Genomic DNA, 19,377 nt, shown 5'->3' on the forward strand with positions numbered 1-19,377 from the left:
TCTCAGGCCGCCACTCGGCGCTTTTCCGCCACCCGGCTGCGGCCGTACAGCACGATGATCGCTGCAATCGCAACGGCCTGCGCCGTCAGCGAGTAGGCGTCGGCATGAATGCCCAGCCATTCGAAATCGAAGAACGCCACCGGCCGCGTGCCGAAGATTCCGGCTTCCTGCAACGCCTTCACACCATGACCGGCAAACACCACCGACAGCGCGCACAGCAGCCCCGCGTTGATGCTGAAGAACAGCGCCAGCGGCAGTTTCGCCGAGCCGCGCAGGATCACCCACGCCAGACCGAACAGCAGCACCAGCGCCGTCGCACCACCGGCCAGTACCGCGTTGTGCCCGGCAGGCCCGGCCTGCAACCACAGGGTTTCGTAGAACAGGATCACTTCGAACAGTTCGCGGTACACCGAGAAGAACGCCAGGATCGCGAAGCCGAAACGTCCGCCGCCACCGACCAGGCTCTGCTTGATGTAATCCTGCCAGGCCGCCGCGTGGCGACGGTCGTGCATCCACACCCCGAGCCACAGCACCATGACACTGGCGAACAGCGCCGTGGCACCTTCCAGCAGTTCACGCTGGGAGCCGCTGACATCGATCACATACGCCGCCAGCGCCCAGGTCCCCAGACCGGCCAGCAGCGCCAGACCCCAGCCGACGTTGACGCTGCGCACCGCCGATTGCTGGCCGGTATTGCGCAGGAACGCGAGGATCGCCGCCAGCACCAGAATCGCTTCCAGGCCTTCACGCAGCAGAATCAGCAGCCCGGAGATGTAGCTCAGCGACCAGCTCAGACCATCGCTGCCCAGCAAATCGGCGGACTCCTTGAGCTTGGCCTTGGCCGCGTCGAGACGCTGCTCGGCCTGCTCCACCGACAAGCCGTCCTGCAGCGATTGCCGGTAGGCCATCAGGGATTTTTCGGTGTCCTTGCGCACATTGGCGTCGACGTTATCCAGCGAACTTTCAACCAGTTCGAAGCCTTCAAGATAGGCGGCGACGGACAGGTCATACGCCTGATCACGCTCGCCGGCGCGGTAGGCGGCGAGGCTCTTGTCCAGGGTCGCAGCGGTGTAGTCGAGCAACTGCGCCGGGCCACGCTTGACCTGCGGCGGTTGCGCCCGCTGTGCGCGGAAGGTCGCGGCGGCTTCGGCGCCTTCGGCGCCTTCGGCGGCCTGCACTTCGGCCGGCGTCTGACGGGCGAGGTCGGCGATGTTGTAGGTCTTGTCGGTTTTGGCTGTGGCCGGGTCGACACTGAACTGGGCGATGTAGGTCGCCAGGTCCCAGCGCTGACGGTCGTCCAGTTGATCGGCGAAGGCCGGCATGTCGGTGCCTTCGACGCCTTGGCCGAGGGTGTTGTAGATCGCGTAGAGGCTCAGATGATCCAGACGCTTGGCATCACGCAGGTTGGCCGGCGCGGGCTCCATGCCGACACCCGCAGGGCCATCGCCGGCCCCGTTGGTGCCATGACACACCGAGCAGTGCTGGGTATAGAGCGGCGCACCACGGGTCGGGTCCGGGGTGATGATCGGCGCCTGGCTGACTTCATAGGCCACCGCCAGTTTCGCCCCCAGTTGCCGGGCCTGACGGGCGACGTCCGCGCCGTCCTGCTTCGCGGTGATGGCAGCCAGCAGAGCGTCGATGCCCTGCTCAAGGCCGGCCTTCTCCGGTTTGGCCGGCATGCCGGCAATCAAGCCCTGCAGCGCGCGGGTGAACTCCAGCTGTTCACGGTATTCGGCATCGTCGATGACCTTGCCTGCCTCTACCGTTGGCGGGTAATCGGCGCTGATGTAATCGAGCAGGTGCAGCGCTTGCGGCGCGCCTTCCACGGTATCGGCCAGCAGATTGAAGCTGCTCAGGGCAAACAACGGGAACACCAGCCAGGCCAGAAATCGGGACGAGGCAGTCATGAAGGGGTCTCAATTGGAAATGCGAAGTAACACATTGTTCACGTCGAGGGAGCCTGACTCAAGCTTTCTCTCCAATCCCCGGCACATGGCCATCGCCCGCCCCTATAATCCGACACCTTTCGCCTCACTGTTCAAGGAAGAGCTGCACTCCATGCGCCAATGCCTGCTGTTTCCGGTGTTAATCGGCACGCTCCTGCTACTGAGCGGATGCGCCGCCTACCGCAATTACGATCTGGAGATGCAGCAGACCAACGCCCAGTTGATGCGCGGCGACTTTCAGGGCGCGCTGGATCTGCTGGAATGGCACAACCCCTGGGACGACAAGGATCTGCTCTATTACTTCGAAAAGGGCTCGATCCTCAGCTTCGCCAACGCCTTGCCGCAGAGTCAGACGGCTTGGCGCAGCGCTGACCGCATGGTGTTTCAACGTGAAGAGGCCGTGCCTTCTGCGCCCATGAAGCTGCTCAATCAGTTCTCCTATGAAATGGGCACCATGCTGGTCAACGACAAGTTGAGCCGCTACGACGGCTACGACTATGAAAAGGTCATGCTGACCACGCAGATGGCCCTCAATCAACTGGCCGTCGGCGATTTTGACGGCGCCCGGGCCGACATCAAGAAAACCCACGAGCGCGAAGCGCTGATCGCCCGTCAACGGGAACGCCAGTACGAGGAGCTTGAGGAACAAGCCAAGACTCAAGGCATTACGGTGCAATACAAGGACCTGCAGGGTTACCCGGTTCTGACTCTCGACGCGCCGGCCGTTATCGAGCTGAAAAACGGCTACCAGAGTGCCTTCAGCCATTACCTGGCCGGCTTCACCTATGAAGCGCTGGGTGAGCGCGGCCTTGCAGCACCGGGCTATCGCCAGGCAATCGAACTGCGCCCGAATACGCCTTTTCTGGAACAAGCGCTGCGCAACCTCGACAAACCACCGGCCAACAATGATGAAAGCGATGTGCTGATCGTCGTCCAGAGCGGTCTGGCACCGGCCCGCAGCTCGGTCACTGTGCCGATCCCGGTGCGGCTCAATGAAAACCTGGTCATTACCGCGCCGATCTCGTTTCCCATCCTGGTGCCGGACACCGTCACCCCGGTGTTCGACCACATCATGGTGGATGGCCGCAAACGGCCGCTGACCGCGATCAACAGCGTCACCGACATGGCATTTCGCACGTTGCGAGACGACATGCCGGCGATCATTTCCCGGGCGATGTTCCGCGCCAACATGGCGGCCATTTCCCAGGCCCATGAAAATGAACGCAACCCGGCCAAGGCCTCGCTGGTCGTCACGGAACACGACCCCTTTGAAGAAGCGGATACGCGAACCTGGCGCACCCTGCCAGACAGGACACTGGTGGCACGCCTGCGACTGAAAAAGGGCAATCATCAGTTCAGCGCCCCCAATGTGCCGAGTGCGGCACCGGTCACCCTGCGGATCGACCGCGATCACCAATTGGTCAACCTGCGGCTTTTGAACGATTTCGGCAATGTGATCGGCACTTCCGGGCTGCCTGACAAGTAGTGGCACAGAACTATCCGGTGCGATTAAAAAGCTATTACATAGCCAGCATCGCCCGCCTATAATGCCGCGCCCTCGTTATTGCGATGCGGCATTAAAGCTCCTCTGTTTATGAGGAATTGGCAGGAGGCCAGCGCCACTGCCGATCGGTCCCAGCAGCCCGACCCGCACCCGAGGCTGTCGCTACTCATGGAAGAAGTACCCCATGGCATTCCGCGCTCCCACTCTGATCGCGCTTGGCGCCGTCACCCTGCTGTCCGGCTGTTCGGCGTTTCGCAACTACGATTCCGAACTGGCCCAGACCAATCAGCAACTGGCCACCGGCAACGTCGACGCCGCCCTGACCCTGCTGGAAAAGAACAACACCGGCCCGGACAAGGACCTGCTCTATTACTTCGAGAAAGGTGAACTGCTGCGCGCCAAGGGCGACCTGTCCGGCAGCCAGAACGCCTGGACCAGCGCCGACCAGGTGGTCGGCAAGTGGGAAGATTCGGTCAAGCTCGACACCGACAAGTACCTGGCCCAGTTCGGCAGCTTTCTGGTCAATGACAAGGTCCGTCGTTACGAAGGCTACGACTACGAAAAAGTCATGCTGACCACGCAGATGGCTCTGAACCTGCTGGCGGTCAACGATTTCGACGGCGCCCGCACCGCGATCAAAAAGACCCACGAACGTGAAGCCGTGATCGCCGACCTGCGTGACAAGGAATACCTCAAGAGCGAAGAGGAAGCCGAGAAAGAAGGCATCAAGACCCAGTACAAAGACCTGCAAGGCTACCCGGTCGCCAGCCTCGACGCCCCGGAAGTGGTCGGCCTGAAGAACAGCTACCAGAGTGCGTTCAGCCACTATCTGGCCGGTTTCGTCTACGAAGCCCTGGATGAAAAAGACCTGGCTGCGCCGGGCTACCGCAAGGCAGCCGAGCTGCGCCCGAACACGCCGCTGCTGGAGCAGGCGCTGGTCAACCTCGACAAACCGGTCAAGAGCGATGACAGCGACGTCCTGATCGTGGTGCAAAGCGGTCTGGCACCGGCCCGCGACTCGATCCGCGTACCGCTGCCGCTGCCGATCTCCAACAACGTGGTGATCACCCCGCTGTCGTTCCCGATCATCAAGCCTGACACCTCCACCGCGACATTCGCGCAGATCGGTGTCGACGGCCAGCAACTGAACCTGACCGCTCTCAACAGCACCACCGCCATGTCCCGCCGCGCCCTGCGCGATGACATGCCGGGCATTATCGTGCGCACCATGGTGCGGGCAATCACCAAAGGCGTGGCGCAGAAGAAGATCAACGAAACCAACCCGCTGGCGGGTCTGGCCGTGGGTATCTCTTCAGCGGTGCTCGAAGGTGCCGATACCCGTACGTGGCGTACCCTGCCGGACACCACTCAAGTGGTACGTCTGCGCCTGAAAAAGGGTGAGCATCAGGTTACTCTGCCGAGCGCCGTAGGTGGCACGCAGGTCAAAGTTACCGTCGATCAGCGTTATCAGGTCGTCACCCTGCGCGCCGTCGGCAATCAGGTGTTCGCCGCCGGCCTTGCCGCCCACGTGACCCCGAGCGCCGGTACCACCGCCGTAGCCAGCCTCAAACAACCTTAAGAACGGAGTCTTTGCATGCGTTTCAAACTCTTCGCCGTCGCCGCCCTCGCCGTGCTGGCCAGCGGCTGCGCCACCCCGCCACCGCCGGAGCCGGGCAGCGCCGCGAGCAAGGTCGTGGCCATGGGCCCGCAAAAACACATTGCGGTCGGCGCCATGCGCGTCGCCCGCGAGAACGGCTTCATGACCGTCAATGTGCAGTTGACCAACACCCTCAACAGCAACAAGACGTTCTACTACCGCTTCGCCTGGCTCGGCGCGGAAGGCTTTCCTGTAGCCGAGGAAGAAGTCTGGAAGAGCCAGATGATGTACGGCGCCCAGACCAGCTTCATCCAGGGCATCGCCCCGACGCCGAAAGCCGTGGACTTCCGTCTTGAAATGAAGACGCCTTAAGTCCGACACCCTATTCCCGATTCAGAGAGCATTCCCATGTTTGCACGCTTTTCCTTCATCGCTGTCCTCGCCCTGCTGGCCTCCGGTTGCGCCAACACTTCGCCGACCCTGGGCAGCAAGAACATCAGCTACGGCGACACCAAGGCCGTTGAAACCGTGACCAACGAGTTCGGCTCGACCGACCTGCAGATGATCGCCGAGTCGATGACCCGCTCCCTGGCCCAGTCCGGCATTCTGCAGGGCCGCCCGGTGGTGCAGGTCTACGACGTGAAGAACAAGACCAGCGAATACATCGACACCCGCGAAATCACTACCAGCATCAAGACCCAGCTGATGAAGTCCGGTACCGCCCGCTTCGCCAGCGACAACACCGCGATGCAGAGCCAGGTCGATCAGCTCAAGCTGCAAAACCAGAGCGGCCTGTACAAGAAGAGCACCGTGGCCAAGACTGGCAACATGATCGCCGCCAAATACCGTCTTGAAGGTTCGATCAGCTCGATCGTCAAGCGCAGCAGCGACTACAAGGACGTCTTCTACAAATTCAGCTTGCAACTGATCGACGTTGAAAGCGGTCTGGCCGAGTGGATGGACGAGAAAGAGATCCGCAAAACCACGGAGCGTTAATCGATGCGCGCATGGATTGGCATGATGGCCCTGGCTTGCGCGTTCAGCGTGCAAGCGGCCCCGAAAGTCGCGGTAACGGATCTGGCGTATCAGGAGCGCGTGGAGCAATACATCCACATCGTTTCGGCGCAGAACAATTACCGTGAGGGCTACTACAGCTCCAGCGGTTCGTCGAACTACAACGAACTTGAAGCATCCACCAGCTACATCGAACAAGGCGAACTGCGCAAATTCACCGGCGACATCAAGGGTGAAATCCTGCGCACCGGCATGTTCCAGCTGGTACAAGGCACGCCGTACACGGCTTCGTCAAGGGTGACGTCTACGACGTGATCAAGCGGATCAAGGCCGGCAACTTCAAGGGCGCCGACTATGTGCTGTTCGGTACGGTCTCCGACATCGACTTCACCCAGGACATGAACGAGCTGGCCAACACCGACAGCTATTCAGCCGTACTGGGTCTGACGCTGGTGGCGGATTTCAGCCTGATCAACACCAAGACCTACGAAATCACCTCGGCCTTCACGGCCATGGGTGAAGCGCAGGACACCAAACTGGTGAACCACCGCGACATCAAGATCTCGCTCAACCGCCCACGGGTGGTGCGCGATGTCTCGAAGGCGTTGGGTGAAGACGTGGCCGGACAGCTGAGCATGCAGCTCGGCGGTGGCGGTTACGAGCAACCGCGTGAACCGCAGCAGCGCAACAATCTGCCGCGTGATACGGCGCCGGTGATTCTTCACTGACCGGCTGCCGCAAACGAAAAAGGCGACCTGAAAAGGTCGCCTTTTTTATGCCTGCCCGCTTTACGCGGCGGCTTTGCGCAACGTCGCCATGAATGCCGCCGCGCCGATGAACAGCCCGGCAAACGTACGGTTCATGCGTTTTTGCTGGGTCGGTGTGCGCAGCAGACGCAGCACCTTCGACGCCAGCCCGGTGTAGCCGGCCATGACGATCAGGTCGACGCAGATCATGGTCACGCCGATCACCACGTACTGGATCAGCAGCGGTGCATGCGGATTGATGAACTGCGGCAGCACCGCCAGCATGAACACCAGGGCCTTGGGGTTGCTGATGTTCACCAGAAAGCCACGGAACACCAGCGCCATCGGCCGGCCGATCGGGCGTACGGCCGCGTCATCGCTCATGTCCATCGGCAGTGCGCGCCACTGTTTGATCGCCAGATAAACCAGGTACGCGACACCGAACCATTTGATCGCATGGAACGCAGTGGCCGAAGCGGTGAGGATTGCGCCGACACCGGCGCCGACGATGGCAATCTGCAGGGCCAGGCCCAGTTGCAGGCCCAGGGCGTTCCAGTAACCGCGCCAGAAACCGTATTGCAGACCACTGGACATCGACGCAATCGCGCCAGCGCCCGGAGAAAGGCTGATTACCCAACACGCGGCAAAAAACGCCAGCCATGTTTGAAGCTCCATCGCACACCTCGACTCAGACTCGTGACAAACGTCCAAGCTAATGGGATTCGGGCGGGATGACTACCGATTTTTTCAGGATGTTGCGGCCGCCGACCAACGTGGCCGGCGTCCGATCACTTTTCGAAACCGCCGGAAGGAAACACATCCGACCCGCGCCAGCGTCTTACCGAGCGCTGGAAGAACAGGCTGTTGGGGACCTGCACCATGGCGCTGCCGGTGCCGAGTTCTTCGGCTTCGATCAGCGTGGTGTAGAGCAGATTGATCGCCACCACCCGGCCTTTGACGCCGGGCTTGTCGGTGGTGTCCACCAGCTCCACCACATCGCCGAGACGGAACGGGCCGACGGTGAAGATCAGAATCGCGCAGAGCAGATTCGACAGCACGCTCCACATGGCGAAGAACGCCACGGCCGCAACGGCGACGAAACCGGACAACGCTGTCCACAGCACGGTGGCAGAAACACCGAGACGCTCCAGCACGAAGATCAGCGCACTGCCCATGATCAGCCAGCGCAGACCACCGCGCAGCGGCATCAGCAGTTGCGGCGGGAACGGATACTTCTCGCCCAGGCGCGTCAGGAACCGCGCGACGACACGCTGAGCGAAGTAGCCGGCCAGCAGGATCAGCAGAATCTGCACGCCCAGCCAGATCGGCTCGACCCACACCGCCGGCAGCGGCAGCTTGAACGCGTCCATCAGGACAGCGCCTCCAGCTCCGCCTGCATGGTTTCCAGCGTTTCCAGCGCCTGCATCCACGCTTCTTCAAGCTCGCCTTCGCGGACTTTCAGCTTGGCCTGTTCGGCCAGCAGGTCGCGCAATTCGTTCTTGCGCGCCGGCTCGTAGAGATCACTGTCGCCGAGACTGGCATCGACCTTGGCCAGTTTCTCGTGCAGCTTGCCCAGCTCGGCTTCGAGCTTGTCGGCTTCACGCTTGTGCGGCGCCAGTTGTTGACGCAATGCAGCAGCGGCCTGGCGCTGGGCCTTCTTGTCAGTCTTGTCCGGGTTGACCGGCGTGTTGCTGACCGGGGCGTTGCGCTGACGATACTCGACCAGCCAACGGGCGTAGTCTTCGAGGTCGCCATCGAACTCTTCGACCTTGCCATCGGCGACCAGGAAGAAGTTGTCGGTGGTGCTCTTGAGCAGGTGCCGATCGTGGGAAACCACTAGCACCGCGCCACTGAATTCCTGCAACGCCATGGTCAGCGCCAGGCGCATTTCCAGGTCCAGGTGGTTGGTCGGTTCGTCGAGCAGCAACAGGTTCGGCCGTTCCCAGGCGATCAACGCCAGGGCCAGACGGGCCTTTTCGCCACCGGAGAAATTCAGCACCGGCTCGTCGATCCGCGCCCCACGGAAGTCGAAACCGCCAAGGAAGTCGCGCAGGGTCTGCTCGCGTTCGGTCGGCGCCAGACGTTGCAGGTGCAGCAACGGGCTGGCCTTGGCATCCAGCGAATCGAGCTGATGCTGGGCGAAGTAGCCGACCACCGTGTTCTCGCCACGGGTCAGGCGCCCGGCCAGCGGCGACAGCTCGCCGGCGAGGTTCTTGATCAGGGTCGATTTGCCCGCGCCATTGGGGCCGAGCAAGCCGATCCGCGCACCGGGGGTCAGTTGCAGTTTGACCTTCTCCAGCACGGTTTTCTCGCCGTAACCGAGGCGCGCATCGGACAGGTCGATCAGCGGGCTGGAGATCTTGGTGGACTCGCGGAACACGAAATCGAACGGCGAATCGACGTGGGCCGCCGACAGCTCTTCCATCCGCTCAAGGGCCTTGATCCGGCTCTGGGCCTGACGGGCCTTGGTGGCCTGGGCCTTGAACCGGGCGATGTAGCTTTCCATGTGCGCACGCTGCGCCTGCTGCTTCTCGTAGGCCTGTTGCTGCTGGGCCAGACGCTCGGCACGGGCGCGCTCGAACGCGGTGTAGCCGCCACGGTAGAGCACCAGCTTGCGCTGATCGACGTGGGCCACGTGATCGACCACTTCATCGAGGAAGTCCCGGTCGTGGGAAATCAGCAGCAAGGTGCCGGGGTAACTTTTCAGCCATTCTTCGAGCCAGATGATGGCGTCGAGATCCAGGTGGTTGGTCGGTTCGTCGAGCAGCAGCAGGTCTGACGGGCACATCAAAGCCTGCGCAAGGTTCAGACGCATCCGCCAGCCACCGGAGAAATCTCCTACCTGACGATCCATCTGCTCGTTGGTGAAACCGAGACCGGCCAGCAACTTGCGTGCACGCGCGTCGGCGGTGTAACCGTCGGCGCTGTCGAGTTCGGCGTGCAGGCGCGCCAGAGCAGCCCCGTCGTGGGCCTCTTCGGCCGCTGCGAGATCACGCTGGACCTCGCGCAGGCGCAGGTCGCCATCGAGCACGTAGTCGACCGCCAGACGCTCGAGGGTGTCGACCTCCTGGCGCATGTGGGCGATACGCCAGTCGGCCGGCAGCAGGCAGTCGCCCGAATCCGGGTGCAACTCACCGCGGAGCAAGGCGAACAGGCTGGATTTGCCGGCGCCGTTGGCACCGATGAGGCCGGCTTTGTGGCCGGCGTGCAGGGTCAGCTCGGCGTCTTCTAGCAGACGTTGCGGGCCACGCTGTAAAGTCAGGTTCTGAAGTCGGATCATAATGGCGGCGGAGTCTACCAGCTTCGCTCACAACTGGCGCGAGTAGCACGATGTCCTCTGACCTGTGGAGCTTTGCCCTTGCCGTCTACGCCCGTCCCGGCGTGGAGGATGCCTGCCTGCGCCTGCAATCGGCGGGGGCCAATGTGTGCCTGATGCTGTGTGGTTTGTGGCTGGAACAGCGCGATGCGACCTGCGACGAAGTACGCACGAAACAGCTTCAAGAGCTGACCATCCCTTGGGACAAAGAGGTGATTCAACCGCTGCGCGCGATGCGCATGCAGTGGAAAAATCTGGCCGACACCGATCCTGTGCTCAAGGGTATGCGCGAGCAGATCAAGGGGCTGGAGCTGGAGGCGGAGCGCGCGTTGCTGTCGCGACTTGAAGGCGTAGCGCAGGGATGGAAGCGTAATTCGAAGGAATCGAGTGACTGGCTGGAAGTGCTGGCCGGCCCTGCGGCCAACCTGAACCGCGACGCGCTGCAAGTGCTGCGCGTCGCGGCGACCGGCGCTTAGGAAGCGCTGGACGGGTTGCTGGCGACGCTCGACACCGGCGCCGAGGATGGCGTGGTTGCGGTGGTCGAGGTAGTGGCGGCCGATGCAGGCGCTGTGGTTGCAGCCGGGGTTGCCGGAGCGGCAGGTTTGGCAGCAGGAGCGGTGGCCGGTTTGGCTGCAGTTGGCTTGGCAGCGGCTGGTTTTTTCACTGCTGGTTTTGCAGCAGGTTTTGCGGCCGGTTTGGCGGCGGTCGCTGGCTTGGCGGCAGTTGCAGGCTTGGCAGCGGCAGCCGGTTTGGCGGCTGGTTTCGCAGCAGGCTTGGCAGCAGCAGGTTTGGCCGCTGTTTTTACCGCAGGCTTGGCCGCTGGTTTCGCTGCAGCTTTGGCAGCGGGTTTGGCTGCAACCGGTTTGGCAGCGGTTTTGGCCGCAGGCTTGGCAGCAGCCGTTCTGGCCGCTGGTTTCGCTGCCGGTTTGGCGGCGGTTTTGGCGGCTGGTTTAGCAGCCGGTTTGGCAGCTGCGTTTTTTGCCGGAGCCGCTTTTGCAGCAGCGGTTCGCGCAGCAGGTTTGGCAGCGGCTGGTTTTGCTGCAGCCGGCTTGGCGGCAGCTGGTTTTGCAGCGGTGGTTTTAGCTGCAGGTTTAGCAGCGCTTGCGGCTGCGGGTTTCTTCGCTGCAGGTTTTGCGGCGGCTTTCACTGGCGCTTTGGCCGGTGCTTTTGCAGCAGGTTTGGCGGCCGCTTTTTTCGCAGGCGCCGCTGCCGGTTTGGCCGAACGCAGGGACAGCGCCTTGCCGACGGCTTCCTGAACACGACCGACACCCTGGGCCAGTTTCAGGCTTTCCTGGGCGTCGCGCTTGAGTTGCAGAATGTAGCTGCGGGTGTCGGACTGACGATCCTTCAGCGCATCGAGCAGGTCTTCGAGTTCCTTCACGGCAGCCTTGGCCTTGGTCTGCGCCTTGGCTTTACCGGCTGTGGCTGCGTCCTGCAATTTGGTGCGGGATTTGTGCAGTTTTTCTTGTGCCTTGCCGCGTTGCTTTTCCAGTTTGGCGAGCAGTTTTTCAGCATCAGCCAAGGCTTGGGAGCAAGCGTTTTCCAGATGTTCGAGCAGGCTGCCCGAGAGCTGTTGGAGTAAGTGCAACGGAGTGTTTACAGGCTTCTTGGTGGCCGACATGGTTTACCTCCTGGCTGACGTGAGTGCGGCTCATACTAGACCTCTGCTGCTACCGCCGCTAGGGCATGTTGACAGTATCGAAGGCACTCGGTTGCAGGCTCGCGAAAAACTTCTGCACATTGCTCAAAGCAGTTCACCGTTGCAGGGCTTCGCGCTGGCATAATCCACCGCAATTCAGGATGGAGAGTGCCCATGTCGCGCTACTTTTTTTATCCCTCTGCATGATCTTTTCGGCGGTCCAGGCCGACGAAAAAAACACCGCGAACGATGCCCACGATCTGGCCTACAGTCTCGGCGCGAGCCTCGGTGAACGGCTGCGCCAGGAGGTTCCGCAACTGCAGATCCAGGCCTTGATCGAAGGTTTGCAACAGGCCTATCAGGGCAAGCCGCTGGCACTCAGCGAAGCGCGAATCGAACAGATTCTGGCGGATCACGAATCGCAGACGGCCGAGCATGCAGCCATGCCTTCGAGCGAAGCCGCGATGGAAAACGAGCAACGCTTTCTCACCGCAGAAAAAGCCAAGCCCGGGGTGAAGACGTTGGCCGACGGCATCCTGCTGACCGAGCTGGCACCGGGTACTGGCCCGAAGGCCGGCCCCGACGGGAAAGTACAGGTGCTGTATATCGGTCGGTTACCTGACGGCACCGTGTTCGACCAGAACACTCAACCGCAGTGGTTCAATCTCGACAGCGTGATCGCAGGCTGGCGCACCGCTTTGCAAAACATGCCGGTGGGTGCGAAGTGGCGACTGGTGATTCCATCGGATCAGGCTTACGGTGCCGACGGTGCCGGCGACTTGATCGCGCCGTTCACACCGCTGGTGTTCGAAGTCGAGTTGCGTGGCGCGACCAGTTGATCGCCCAATAAAAAACGGTGCGCTGTTGGCGCACCGTTCTTGTGTCTCGCGGGACCGGTTCAGGCCTGAACCGAATCCTCTTCCTTGTGGGCGGTATGCAGCACTTCGATCAGGCAGTCTTCCAGTTCGAAGCGCTCGTGGAGCAGTCCACCCAACTCCTTGAATTTTTCGGTAACGCATTTGCCTTCATCGCACAGATCGTTGAAAGCCAGCAGTTTTTCCGTGATGACATCGATGCGCGGGTAGATCGTCTCGGCCAGTTCCAGGCCGCGCTTGTCGTTGAAGGCCTTGGCCTCGCCGGTAAGTTGTTCGTAGATTTCGAAATGTCCGGCTGACACATAGTCGACCAGCACACCACAGAATTCCTGCAGGGGCTTGCGATCCACGGACAACGACTGAGGCTCTGCGCCCAGCTTGTCATAGGCTGCGATCAGTTCCTCACGCTCCTGGAGCCAGCGGTCGATCAGCAGATGAACTCCACCCCAACGTTCCTGAGCATTCTGACAACTTTCGAGCATGGCGATCTCTCTTCCCTTGTGGGTCATGCTGCCCTGCACCTGCGCCTCTTTCTTTGGTTGTTGCTTTGAGAGGCGGGCAGGCAGAGTGTCATCGAGCAACACAAATCCAATGACACGTGCGGGCCAGATTATGCCCGCACGCCTGTGGCTTCAAGGTACGCAGGAGAGAAAGTTCATACAAGTGTTTAATCCCTGATCAGGGTCCGATGCGACGGTTCGCCGCTGAGCGGTCGTTGCAGAGCGCTCCAGGCCAGTCGCAATAATTGATAAACCGCCAGGATCGACATGGCGACGAAGAACAGCAGACTCCACTCCGGAATGCTCAGATCGAACAGCGTCCAGGACAATTGCGCGCAGTCTTCGCTGTCACTAAACATTCGCCCCAATGCGCAAAGCCATGGAAGGTGGCTGAACAACTCCTGCGTGCCCGGTGCGCAATGCGCCAGGTAATGCATCGAATCACTCTGCAGCAGTACCTGTCGCCAGGCAGCCATCGTACCGCCGAGGCTGGCCGACAGCGCACCGAACCAGTAGAGCGACAGACCGAAGCGTCCGGGCCCATGCACGGCCGCCACGCCACAGCAGGCGGTAAGGACACTCAGGAAAAGTCGCTGCACCAGACACAGGCTGCACGGCATGAGGCCGACTGTGTATTCGAGGTAATAGGAAGCTCCCAGCGCCAGGATTCCCGCCGTGAAAGCCATAAAAAACAGGGAGCGTGAGCAGGTCGCCGACATGGCTTATCCGTAACAATAAAGACAGGCAGGTACGGTAGAGGAAAGGGCCTCAGCCTTTCAAGGCGGTCCACTGACGACACTTCACCAGAAGTGTAGGGAAATCCCGACAGACTCGAGAGGAATGAAAGTAGTCCCTTGTAGGACTTTGTCCCGATAGAGAAAAAACGGTAAAAATTCGGTCGACACCTTGAGCGAGGGAGCGAACTCCCTCGTCCATTCAGGCATGAGCCTGGACCGGTAACGGCGAGGCCAGCAGACGCTCATCCAGCAGACCGAGACCTTCCTGGAACAGCTGGTTGCTGCGATCGGTATCGCCGAGTCGAGCCAGCAAACGCGCCAGTTCCGCACAGGCTTCCGGATTGCGCTGTGTACGCAGGCTGCTTTCCAGGTAGTCCCTCGCCTTGCCCCAGAGACTGGCTTGCAGGCACAGTCGACCGAGCGTCAGCAGCAGACTCGGGTCGGCAGGATGATCCTTGAGCCAGCCTTCGGCGGTTTGCAGTTGACGCGCGGGATCGCTGCCGCGCACCAGACCATAGAGCCGCGCAAGGTGGCTGTCGTACTTGCGCTTGAGGGCGCTGCGCAACACCTCTTCGGCTTCGACTTGAGCACCCAGTTGGCGCAGTTGCTCGGCATAGGCGAGAACCAGCGGAGGTTCCTGGCGCTGCGACGAACTCAATTGTTGCCAGGCGCGATTGAGCGACTGCAGACCGACCGCGCCATCTTCTTCGCGATGTGCCGCCAGCGACAGGTTCTCTCCCCAGGCGCGACGTTCCAGCTCGGCCAGTTCGGCAGGCGGCAGGACTTTGTCCTTGCGCAGCTCGGGCAGCATGCGGATCACCGCCGACCAGTCACCGCGCTGCTGATGCAGGCGCTGCAACTGACGCAGGGTCTGGACGTTGTGCGGATGACGCTCGCGCATGGCCTGCAAGGTCACCAACGCACCTTCGGTATCGCCACGGTCGGTTTGCAGTTGCGCATGACTCAAGGCAATCGCCAGTTCGGCCTGAGGCTGACGTTCGAGCGCGCGCTCCAGCAGACGATCACTTTCTTCGTAATTGCCTTGCTCGTTGGCAGCACGGGCCGCACCGAGGTAATACAGCAACGGTTGACGCTCGGCCTCGGCAGCCCGATAAAGGTGACGCTGGGCGCTGGCCCAGCGACCTTCGGCCAGATCCAGTTGACCGTGCTCGATCGCCACTTGCACACGACGACTGCGGTTGCGGCGCGACCATGGATTGACCACGCCACCCGAAGTCAGCACCAGCTCGACCAGCGCCTTGATGCCCCAGATCAGCAGCCAGAGCACCGCCACCAGCGCCAACGTCGCCCACAGGCTCGATTCATAACGGAAGCTTTTGTAGGCCACCAATACGTAACCGGAATGCTCGGCAATCGCCAGACCGAGGGCCGCCGTCGCAGCGATCACCAGAAACACGATGACGTACAGACGCTTCATGGTGTGGCCTCCTGCACGGTGGCGGCAGGCTTGGCGAAGGGTTTCACCGAGTCTTCAGCGTTGACGTTACGGCGCTCAAGATAGGCCTGCACGGCGCTGAGGGTGCCAGCCAGATCCGGCGTAACAACCGTGACCGGCTGCTTGCTCAACTCCGCCACTTGTTCGAGCATGATTTTGCTCTGCGGGTTGTCCGGGTTGAAATTGCCCTTGAGCACGTCCCGCGCCTCAGTCAGCGCCTGGGTGTAGACCGCTGCCTGACCGTTGAGAGCCGCCCATTGCGCCTGTTCCAGAGAGAGACTCAGGGCCAGGCGTACCTGGCTCAGGCTCTGCCCTGCAAGCAGCGGCCGTACGTTTTTATCGGCATTGAAATCGATGCGGATGTAGCGCGAGATCTGATCCCACCACTGCGACCAGCGACTGGCCCCGTCGCCATCGGCGGTCAGCCCCAGCAGCGAATCGCCGCGATCCTTGTATTCGGGCGCCAGCTCGGTGAGCCCGATGACCTGATCGCGCAGTGCGCCCAGCTTCAGGAACAGACCGGTACGATCGGGCTGCTCGGTACTGCGCAACGCCACCAGGGTTTTCGCCACTTGTTCACGCGCGGCAAACGAACCCGGATCGTTTTGCTCCTTCAGAATATCGTCGGCACCCTGCACCAGTGCCTGAGCGCTGCTGATGTCCTGCAAGGCAGAAAGACGCAGGCTGGCCAGTCGCAGCAGATGCTCGGCCTCGGCCAGACGCCAGTCCTTGCGGCTAGCCCCGAGGACGGTTTCCAGACGCTGATTGAGGCGTTGCTGATCGCCCTGCAGTTGCGTCACCAGACGCTGGCGCTCGGCGAGCTCGTCAGCGCCCGGCAGTTGTCCGAGGCGCTCGGTCAGACGCTGCTCGTTGAGTTTCAGGTTCTGGGCCTGATCATTCAACGCCTGCACCTGACTCAATTGCTCCTGCGTGTTGGCTTGCAGGTGTCGCACCTGCCAGACACCCCAGCCACCCACCGCAACACCGGCGGCGCCGAGCAGCAGCGCGACAATGGCCAATCCGTTGCCTCGGCGCGGTTCAGCGGCCGGTGGCGGTGCATCAACCGGTGCATCGATCACAGGTTGAACGTCATCTTTAGGCAAGGCTGTTTCGCTCACGTATCCATCCTTTGCATTAGAGAACGGGCACGGGATGCTCCCGTAACGCCGTCAGCAAGGCCGCGGCACTGGCGCCGCGACAATCCACAACTGTTCGGGCCCCGGCGGCACGTGCCTGCTCGGCGACCCTTGGGCTTGGAACAAACAACGGCATCTGCGCTAACGCCGGCCATGTATCGCCGGCCAATTGGCGCAGGTGCTCAAAACCCTGTCCACTGCTGACCACCAGCCCGTTCAGGCGTTCCGCCGCAATCCGTCGGGGCAGTTCCCGCGGCGGATAGTCCGGCAGGTCACGGCGGTACAGTTCCAGATACTCGACACTAGCACCAAGCGCGCGCAGGCGCTCGGCCAGCAGCTCGCGACCGCCCTCTCCGCGCAGGATCAACACCTGTGCGCCGGGCCGTTCAACGGCCTCGAGCAGACGCGGCAATTGCAGCAAGGTTTCACTGTCATCGCCCTCGTCCGGGCAATGCGCATCGAGACCCCGATCCCGAAGAATCTGCGCCGTCGCTGCGCCAACGCTGAACCAGGGCATGGCCGGCACGGCATCGATCAATTGCACAGCGATGCGCGCCGCCGGCTTGCTGACCACGATCACCGCGCTGTAGTGCGACAACCCGGCAAAGGTCTGGCGCATTGTGTCAGAGACCGGCAGCGGCGCGATTTCCAAAAGCGGCAGGCAGTTGCTGAAAATCCCCTGCCCGGCCAGCACCTCGGCCAGCGCCTCGCAATCGTCAGCGGGGCGCGTCAGCAGCAGGCGCCAGGTCGTCACTCGTGACCTGCCTCGCCGTAGACAGCCTTGAGAATGTCGCCGGCACCTTGGCGAAGCAAATCTTCAGCGACTTGCACGCCCAGCGTTTCAGCGGCAGCGCGCGGCGCTCGGGCTTCGGCGCTCAACAACTTGCCGCCGCTCGGCTCGCCGACCAGACCACGCAGCCACAACTGCTCGCCTTCGAGCACGGCATAGCAGGCGATCGGCACCTGGCAACCGCCATTCAAGTGTTTGTTGAGGGCACGTTCGGCGCTCACACGGTCAGCCGTATCGGCGTGATGCAAAGGCTCGAGCAAGGCATGGATTTCAGCGTCGGCACTGCGGCATTCGATGCCCACCGCGCCCTGGCCACCGGCCGGCAGACTGTCGTCGACGCTGATGGCAGAAGTGATGCGGTCTTCGAAACCGAGGCGAATCAGACCGGCCGCCGCGAGGATGATCGCGTCGTACTCGCCGGCATCGAGCTTGGCCAGACGGGTGTTGACGTTGCCACGCAGGAAACGGATTTCCAGGTCGGGACGACGGGTCAGCAACTGCGCCTGGCGGCGCAGGCTGGACGTGCCGACGATGCTGCCGGCCGGCAACGCATCAAGGCTGGAAAAAGTATTGGAGACAAACGCGTCGCGCGGGTCTTCGCGCTCGCAGATGCAGAACAGACCGAGACCTTCGGGGAAGTCCATCGGCACGTCTTTCATCGAATGGACGGCGATATCGGCTTCGTTTTCCAGCAGCGCGGTTTCCAGTTCCTTGACGAACAGACCCTTGCCGCCGATTTTCGACAGGGGGAATCGAGCAGCTTGTCGCCGCGACTGACCATGGGCACCAGCGTCACCAGCAACCCCGGGTGGGCTGCTTCCAGACGGGCTTTGACGTATTCGGCCTGCCAGAGGGCCAGTGCACTTTTGCGGGTGGCGATGCGGATTTCGCGAGTGGACATGGATCAATCCGTACTGAATAGATACGGCGGATGATAACAGCTCAGCCAAATCCACTTTGACCTGAATCAGAAACGGCGTGGCCTCCCTGGCCGGCAATGCCTGGTGAAGAGAATGGAAAGCCGCCCGACGCCCTCGGGCTAAAGCCCTTGCATCATCTTGCGCACGCCCGCCACATGGCGGCGGCTGACGATCAGCGCGTCACCGTTCAGGCCCTTGAGGAACAACTGGAAGTGGCCCAGCGGCGTGCGCTGCAGGCGCTCGATGCGGTCGCGGGCGACCAGCGCATTGCGGTGGATCCGCACGAACCGCTCGCCGAACTCGTCTTCCAGCGCCTTCAGTGGCTCGTCCAGCAGCACTTCACCGGCTTCATGACGCAGGGTCACGTATTTGTGATCGGCAATGAAATACACCACCTGATCCAGCGGGATCAGTTCGATGCCTTTGCGGGTGCGGGCGCTGATATGACTGCGCGGGCCATTGCCGCTTTCGGCGGCGGGACGGGTCAGGGCCGATAGCTGAGCCCGATTCGGACGTTCAGCCCTTTTCAGGGCTTCCTGCAGATGTTCGGTTCTCACGGGTTTCACCACATGGCCCACGGCGCTGGCCTGCAGGGCCTCCAAGGGAAATTCATCGATACCGGAGCAGAACACCACGGCGGGCGGGGTTTCGCGTTCGCACAGCCGGGCAGCCACTTGCAGGCCGTCGAGGCCCGGCATGCGGATATCGAGCAGCACGATATCCGGCTTGTGGCTGTCGATCAGTGCCAACGCCTCTTCGCCATTGGTGGCGCTGGGCTCCAGGACTGTGTAGCCCTCGAGCTCGCTCACCATTCGGGCGAGGCGCTCGCGGGCCAGTGGTTCGTCATCAACGATCAGGACATTCATATTGCGCTGGATTCCTGCGTGAGTCTCGCACAAGGATAGCGTAGACAAGTGGAGTGACGTCCGTCACCGCGATCCACGCTAAGACTAGCGCGAGCGCCAAAAAGTGCCGTACGTCGGCCGGCAATATTTGCCGACACCCGGGACGCACCCCTCGAAGCTCGCGTCTGTCTGCGTTTTACGCAGGGTATGCCGATGGTCAAAACACCCACCCCTCTCTTCTTATAGCCGGCGGCCAGACCTTTGCACGATCCACAGTCGCGCCGACCCTTAGTCCTACTGTAGACGCTCGCCGGGCCGATATTGCTCAATTGGAAAATATCCTTGCGCAAATCCCC

At 61.9% G+C, this 19,377-nt stretch carries 17 protein-coding genes and 2 pseudogenes; 7 read left to right on the plus strand and 12 right to left on the minus strand.

The genetic code is table 11. The features are described from left to right. Window positions 1-2 precede the first annotated feature (2 nt). Window positions 3-1,907: an FTR1 family protein gene (locus R1A29_RS27775; protein WP_438300111.1), complete on the minus strand. Its 1,905-nt coding sequence runs from the start codon at window positions 1,905-1,907 to the stop codon at window positions 3-5. 151 nt (window positions 1,908-2,058) lie between these two features. On the opposite strand from R1A29_RS27775, the gene R1A29_RS27780 reads away from it, so the two are divergent. From R1A29_RS27780 to R1A29_RS27800, 5 genes and pseudogenes are all read left to right on the plus strand, one after another. Next, window positions 2,059-3,432 carry a COG3014 family protein gene (locus R1A29_RS27780; RefSeq protein WP_438300112.1) on the plus strand — a complete coding sequence of 458 codons (1,374 nt, stop codon included), beginning with the start codon at window positions 2,059-2,061 and terminating at the stop codon, window positions 3,430-3,432. A gap of 202 nt (window positions 3,433-3,634) precedes the next feature. After that, window positions 3,635-5,029 carry a COG3014 family protein gene (locus R1A29_RS27785; RefSeq protein ID WP_085708949.1) on the plus strand — a complete coding sequence of 465 codons (1,395 nt, stop codon included), beginning with the start codon at window positions 3,635-3,637 and terminating at the stop codon, window positions 5,027-5,029. A 15-nt stretch (window positions 5,030-5,044) separates the two neighbouring features. Next, entirely contained in the window at window positions 5,045-5,419 is a 375-nt protein-coding gene (locus R1A29_RS27790) for a YcfL family protein (protein WP_438300113.1), read from the plus strand. 36 nt (window positions 5,420-5,455) lie between these two features. Continuing rightward, complete coding sequence (gene lpoB, locus R1A29_RS27795) at window positions 5,456-6,043, plus strand: penicillin-binding protein activator LpoB (protein ID WP_007951848.1); 588 nt, start codon at window positions 5,456-5,458, stop codon at window positions 6,041-6,043. Window positions 6,044-6,046: 3 nt separating this feature from the next. Then, window positions 6,047-6,789, plus strand: a pseudogene (locus tag R1A29_RS27800) (penicillin-binding protein activator LpoB). 60 nt (window positions 6,790-6,849) lie between these two features. On the opposite strand, the gene R1A29_RS27805 reads toward R1A29_RS27800, so the two are convergent. The 3 genes from R1A29_RS27805 to R1A29_RS27815 all read right to left on the minus strand — a co-directional run bounded on the left by R1A29_RS27805 (window position 6,850) and on the right by R1A29_RS27815 (window position 10,087). Next, window positions 6,850-7,482 carry a LysE family transporter gene (locus R1A29_RS27805; RefSeq protein ID WP_085708946.1) on the minus strand — a complete coding sequence of 211 codons (633 nt, stop codon included), beginning with the start codon at window positions 7,480-7,482 and terminating at the stop codon, window positions 6,850-6,852. 113 nt (window positions 7,483-7,595) lie between these two features. Beyond that, a complete protein-coding gene (locus R1A29_RS27810) occupies window positions 7,596-8,177 on the minus strand; it encodes a mechanosensitive ion channel domain-containing protein (RefSeq protein ID WP_438300114.1) in 582 nt (193 codons plus the stop codon). Continuing rightward, the gene (locus R1A29_RS27815) at window positions 8,177-10,087 is read right to left on the minus strand and encodes an ATP-binding cassette domain-containing protein (RefSeq protein ID WP_085708944.1); all 1,911 of its coding nucleotides are present in this window, start codon (window positions 10,085-10,087) and stop codon (window positions 8,177-8,179) included. Before R1A29_RS27815 ends, R1A29_RS27810 begins: the two co-directional genes overlap by 1 nt. 50 nt (window positions 10,088-10,137) lie before the next feature. Here R1A29_RS27815 and R1A29_RS27820 point away from each other — a divergent pair, with 50 nt between their 5' ends. Beyond that, on the plus strand, window positions 10,138-10,599 hold the full coding sequence (locus tag R1A29_RS27820; protein ID WP_438300115.1) for a TIGR02444 family protein: 462 nt from the start codon (window positions 10,138-10,140) through the stop codon (window positions 10,597-10,599). Here the strand turns inward: R1A29_RS27820 and R1A29_RS27825 are convergent. Beyond that, window positions 10,596-11,744 carry an AlgP family protein gene (locus tag R1A29_RS27825; protein ID WP_438300116.1) on the minus strand — a complete coding sequence of 383 codons (1,149 nt, stop codon included), beginning with the start codon at window positions 11,742-11,744 and terminating at the stop codon, window positions 10,596-10,598. The two genes, R1A29_RS27820 and R1A29_RS27825, sit on opposite strands and share 4 nt — an antisense overlap. A 179-nt stretch (window positions 11,745-11,923) precedes the next feature. Between R1A29_RS27825 and R1A29_RS27830 the strand changes: the two genes are divergently transcribed. After that, window positions 11,924-12,601 (plus strand): FKBP-type peptidyl-prolyl cis-trans isomerase, encoded by a 678-nt coding sequence (locus R1A29_RS27830; RefSeq protein ID WP_438300117.1) that lies wholly within the window; start codon window positions 11,924-11,926, stop codon window positions 12,599-12,601. Window positions 12,602-12,660: 59 nt separating this feature from the next. Here the strand turns inward: R1A29_RS27830 and rsd are convergent, their stop codons facing one another. The 7 genes and pseudogenes from rsd to R1A29_RS27865 form a co-directional block, all read right to left on the minus strand. Then, on the minus strand, window positions 12,661-13,119 hold the full coding sequence (rsd, locus tag R1A29_RS27835) for a sigma D regulator (RefSeq protein WP_438302095.1): 459 nt from the start codon (window positions 13,117-13,119) through the stop codon (window positions 12,661-12,663). A 185-nt stretch (window positions 13,120-13,304) separates the two neighbouring features. Further along, the gene (locus R1A29_RS27840) at window positions 13,305-13,856 is read right to left on the minus strand and encodes a disulfide bond formation protein B (protein WP_438300118.1); all 552 of its coding nucleotides are present in this window, start codon (window positions 13,854-13,856) and stop codon (window positions 13,305-13,307) included. A gap of 217 nt (window positions 13,857-14,073) precedes the next feature. Further along, complete coding sequence (locus tag R1A29_RS27845) at window positions 14,074-15,312, minus strand: heme biosynthesis protein HemY (RefSeq protein ID WP_438300119.1); 1,239 nt, start codon at window positions 15,310-15,312, stop codon at window positions 14,074-14,076. Next, entirely contained in the window at window positions 15,309-16,448 is a 1,140-nt protein-coding gene (locus R1A29_RS27850; protein ID WP_438300120.1) for a uroporphyrinogen-III C-methyltransferase, read from the minus strand. The genes R1A29_RS27845 and R1A29_RS27850 overlap by 4 nt, the downstream gene beginning before the upstream one ends. A 16-nt stretch (window positions 16,449-16,464) precedes the next feature. Beyond that, window positions 16,465-17,220: a uroporphyrinogen-III synthase gene (locus R1A29_RS27855; protein ID WP_438300121.1), complete on the minus strand. Its 756-nt coding sequence runs from the start codon at window positions 17,218-17,220 to the stop codon at window positions 16,465-16,467. Further along, window positions 17,217-18,157, minus strand: a pseudogene (gene hemC, locus R1A29_RS27860) (hydroxymethylbilane synthase). Before hemC ends, R1A29_RS27855 begins: the two are co-directional and overlap by 4 nt. A gap of 138 nt (window positions 18,158-18,295) precedes the next feature. Beyond that, the gene (locus tag R1A29_RS27865) at window positions 18,296-19,042 is read right to left on the minus strand and encodes a LytR/AlgR family response regulator transcription factor (protein WP_085708933.1); all 747 of its coding nucleotides are present in this window, start codon (window positions 19,040-19,042) and stop codon (window positions 18,296-18,298) included. Window positions 19,043-19,377 lie beyond the last annotated feature (335 nt).

It is taken from the genome of Pseudomonas sp. NMS19W, assembly GCF_051554255.1.
Lineage (GTDB): Bacteria > Pseudomonadota > Gammaproteobacteria > Pseudomonadales > Pseudomonadaceae > Aquipseudomonas > Aquipseudomonas kribbensis.

Coding starts and splice junctions, on each gene's coding strand:
- R1A29_RS27805 (WP_085708946.1), bottom strand. CDS start 7,482: ATGGAGCTTCAAACATGGCTGGCGTTTTTTGCCGCGTGTTGGGTAATC.
- lpoB (WP_007951848.1), top strand. CDS start 5,456: ATGTTTGCACGCTTTTCCTTCATCGCTGTCCTCGCCCTGCTGGCCTCC.
- R1A29_RS27785 (WP_085708949.1), top strand. CDS start 3,635: ATGGCATTCCGCGCTCCCACTCTGATCGCGCTTGGCGCCGTCACCCTG.
- R1A29_RS27865 (WP_085708933.1), bottom strand. CDS start 19,042: ATGAATGTCCTGATCGTTGATGACGAACCACTGGCCCGCGAGCGCCTC.
- R1A29_RS27820 (WP_438300115.1), top strand. CDS start 10,138: ATGTCCTCTGACCTGTGGAGCTTTGCCCTTGCCGTCTACGCCCGTCCC.
- R1A29_RS27790 (WP_438300113.1), top strand. CDS start 5,045: ATGCGTTTCAAACTCTTCGCCGTCGCCGCCCTCGCCGTGCTGGCCAGC.
- R1A29_RS27775 (WP_438300111.1), bottom strand. CDS start 1,907: ATGACTGCCTCGTCCCGATTTCTGGCCTGGCTGGTGTTCCCGTTGTTT.
- R1A29_RS27830 (WP_438300117.1), top strand. CDS start 11,924: ATGGAGAGTGCCCATGTCGCGCTACTTTTTTTATCCCTCTGCATGATC.
- R1A29_RS27845 (WP_438300119.1), bottom strand. CDS start 15,312: ATGAAGCGTCTGTACGTCATCGTGTTTCTGGTGATCGCTGCGACGGCG.
- R1A29_RS27840 (WP_438300118.1), bottom strand. CDS start 13,856: ATGTCGGCGACCTGCTCACGCTCCCTGTTTTTTATGGCTTTCACGGCG.
- R1A29_RS27815 (WP_085708944.1), bottom strand. CDS start 10,087: ATGATCCGACTTCAGAACCTGACTTTACAGCGTGGCCCGCAACGTCTG.
- R1A29_RS27825 (WP_438300116.1), bottom strand. CDS start 11,744: ATGTCGGCCACCAAGAAGCCTGTAAACACTCCGTTGCACTTACTCCAA.
- R1A29_RS27810 (WP_438300114.1), bottom strand. CDS start 8,177: ATGGACGCGTTCAAGCTGCCGCTGCCGGCGGTGTGGGTCGAGCCGATC.
- R1A29_RS27780 (WP_438300112.1), top strand. CDS start 2,059: ATGCGCCAATGCCTGCTGTTTCCGGTGTTAATCGGCACGCTCCTGCTA.
- rsd (WP_438302095.1), bottom strand. CDS start 13,119: ATGCTCGAAAGTTGTCAGAATGCTCAGGAACGTTGGGGTGGAGTTCAT.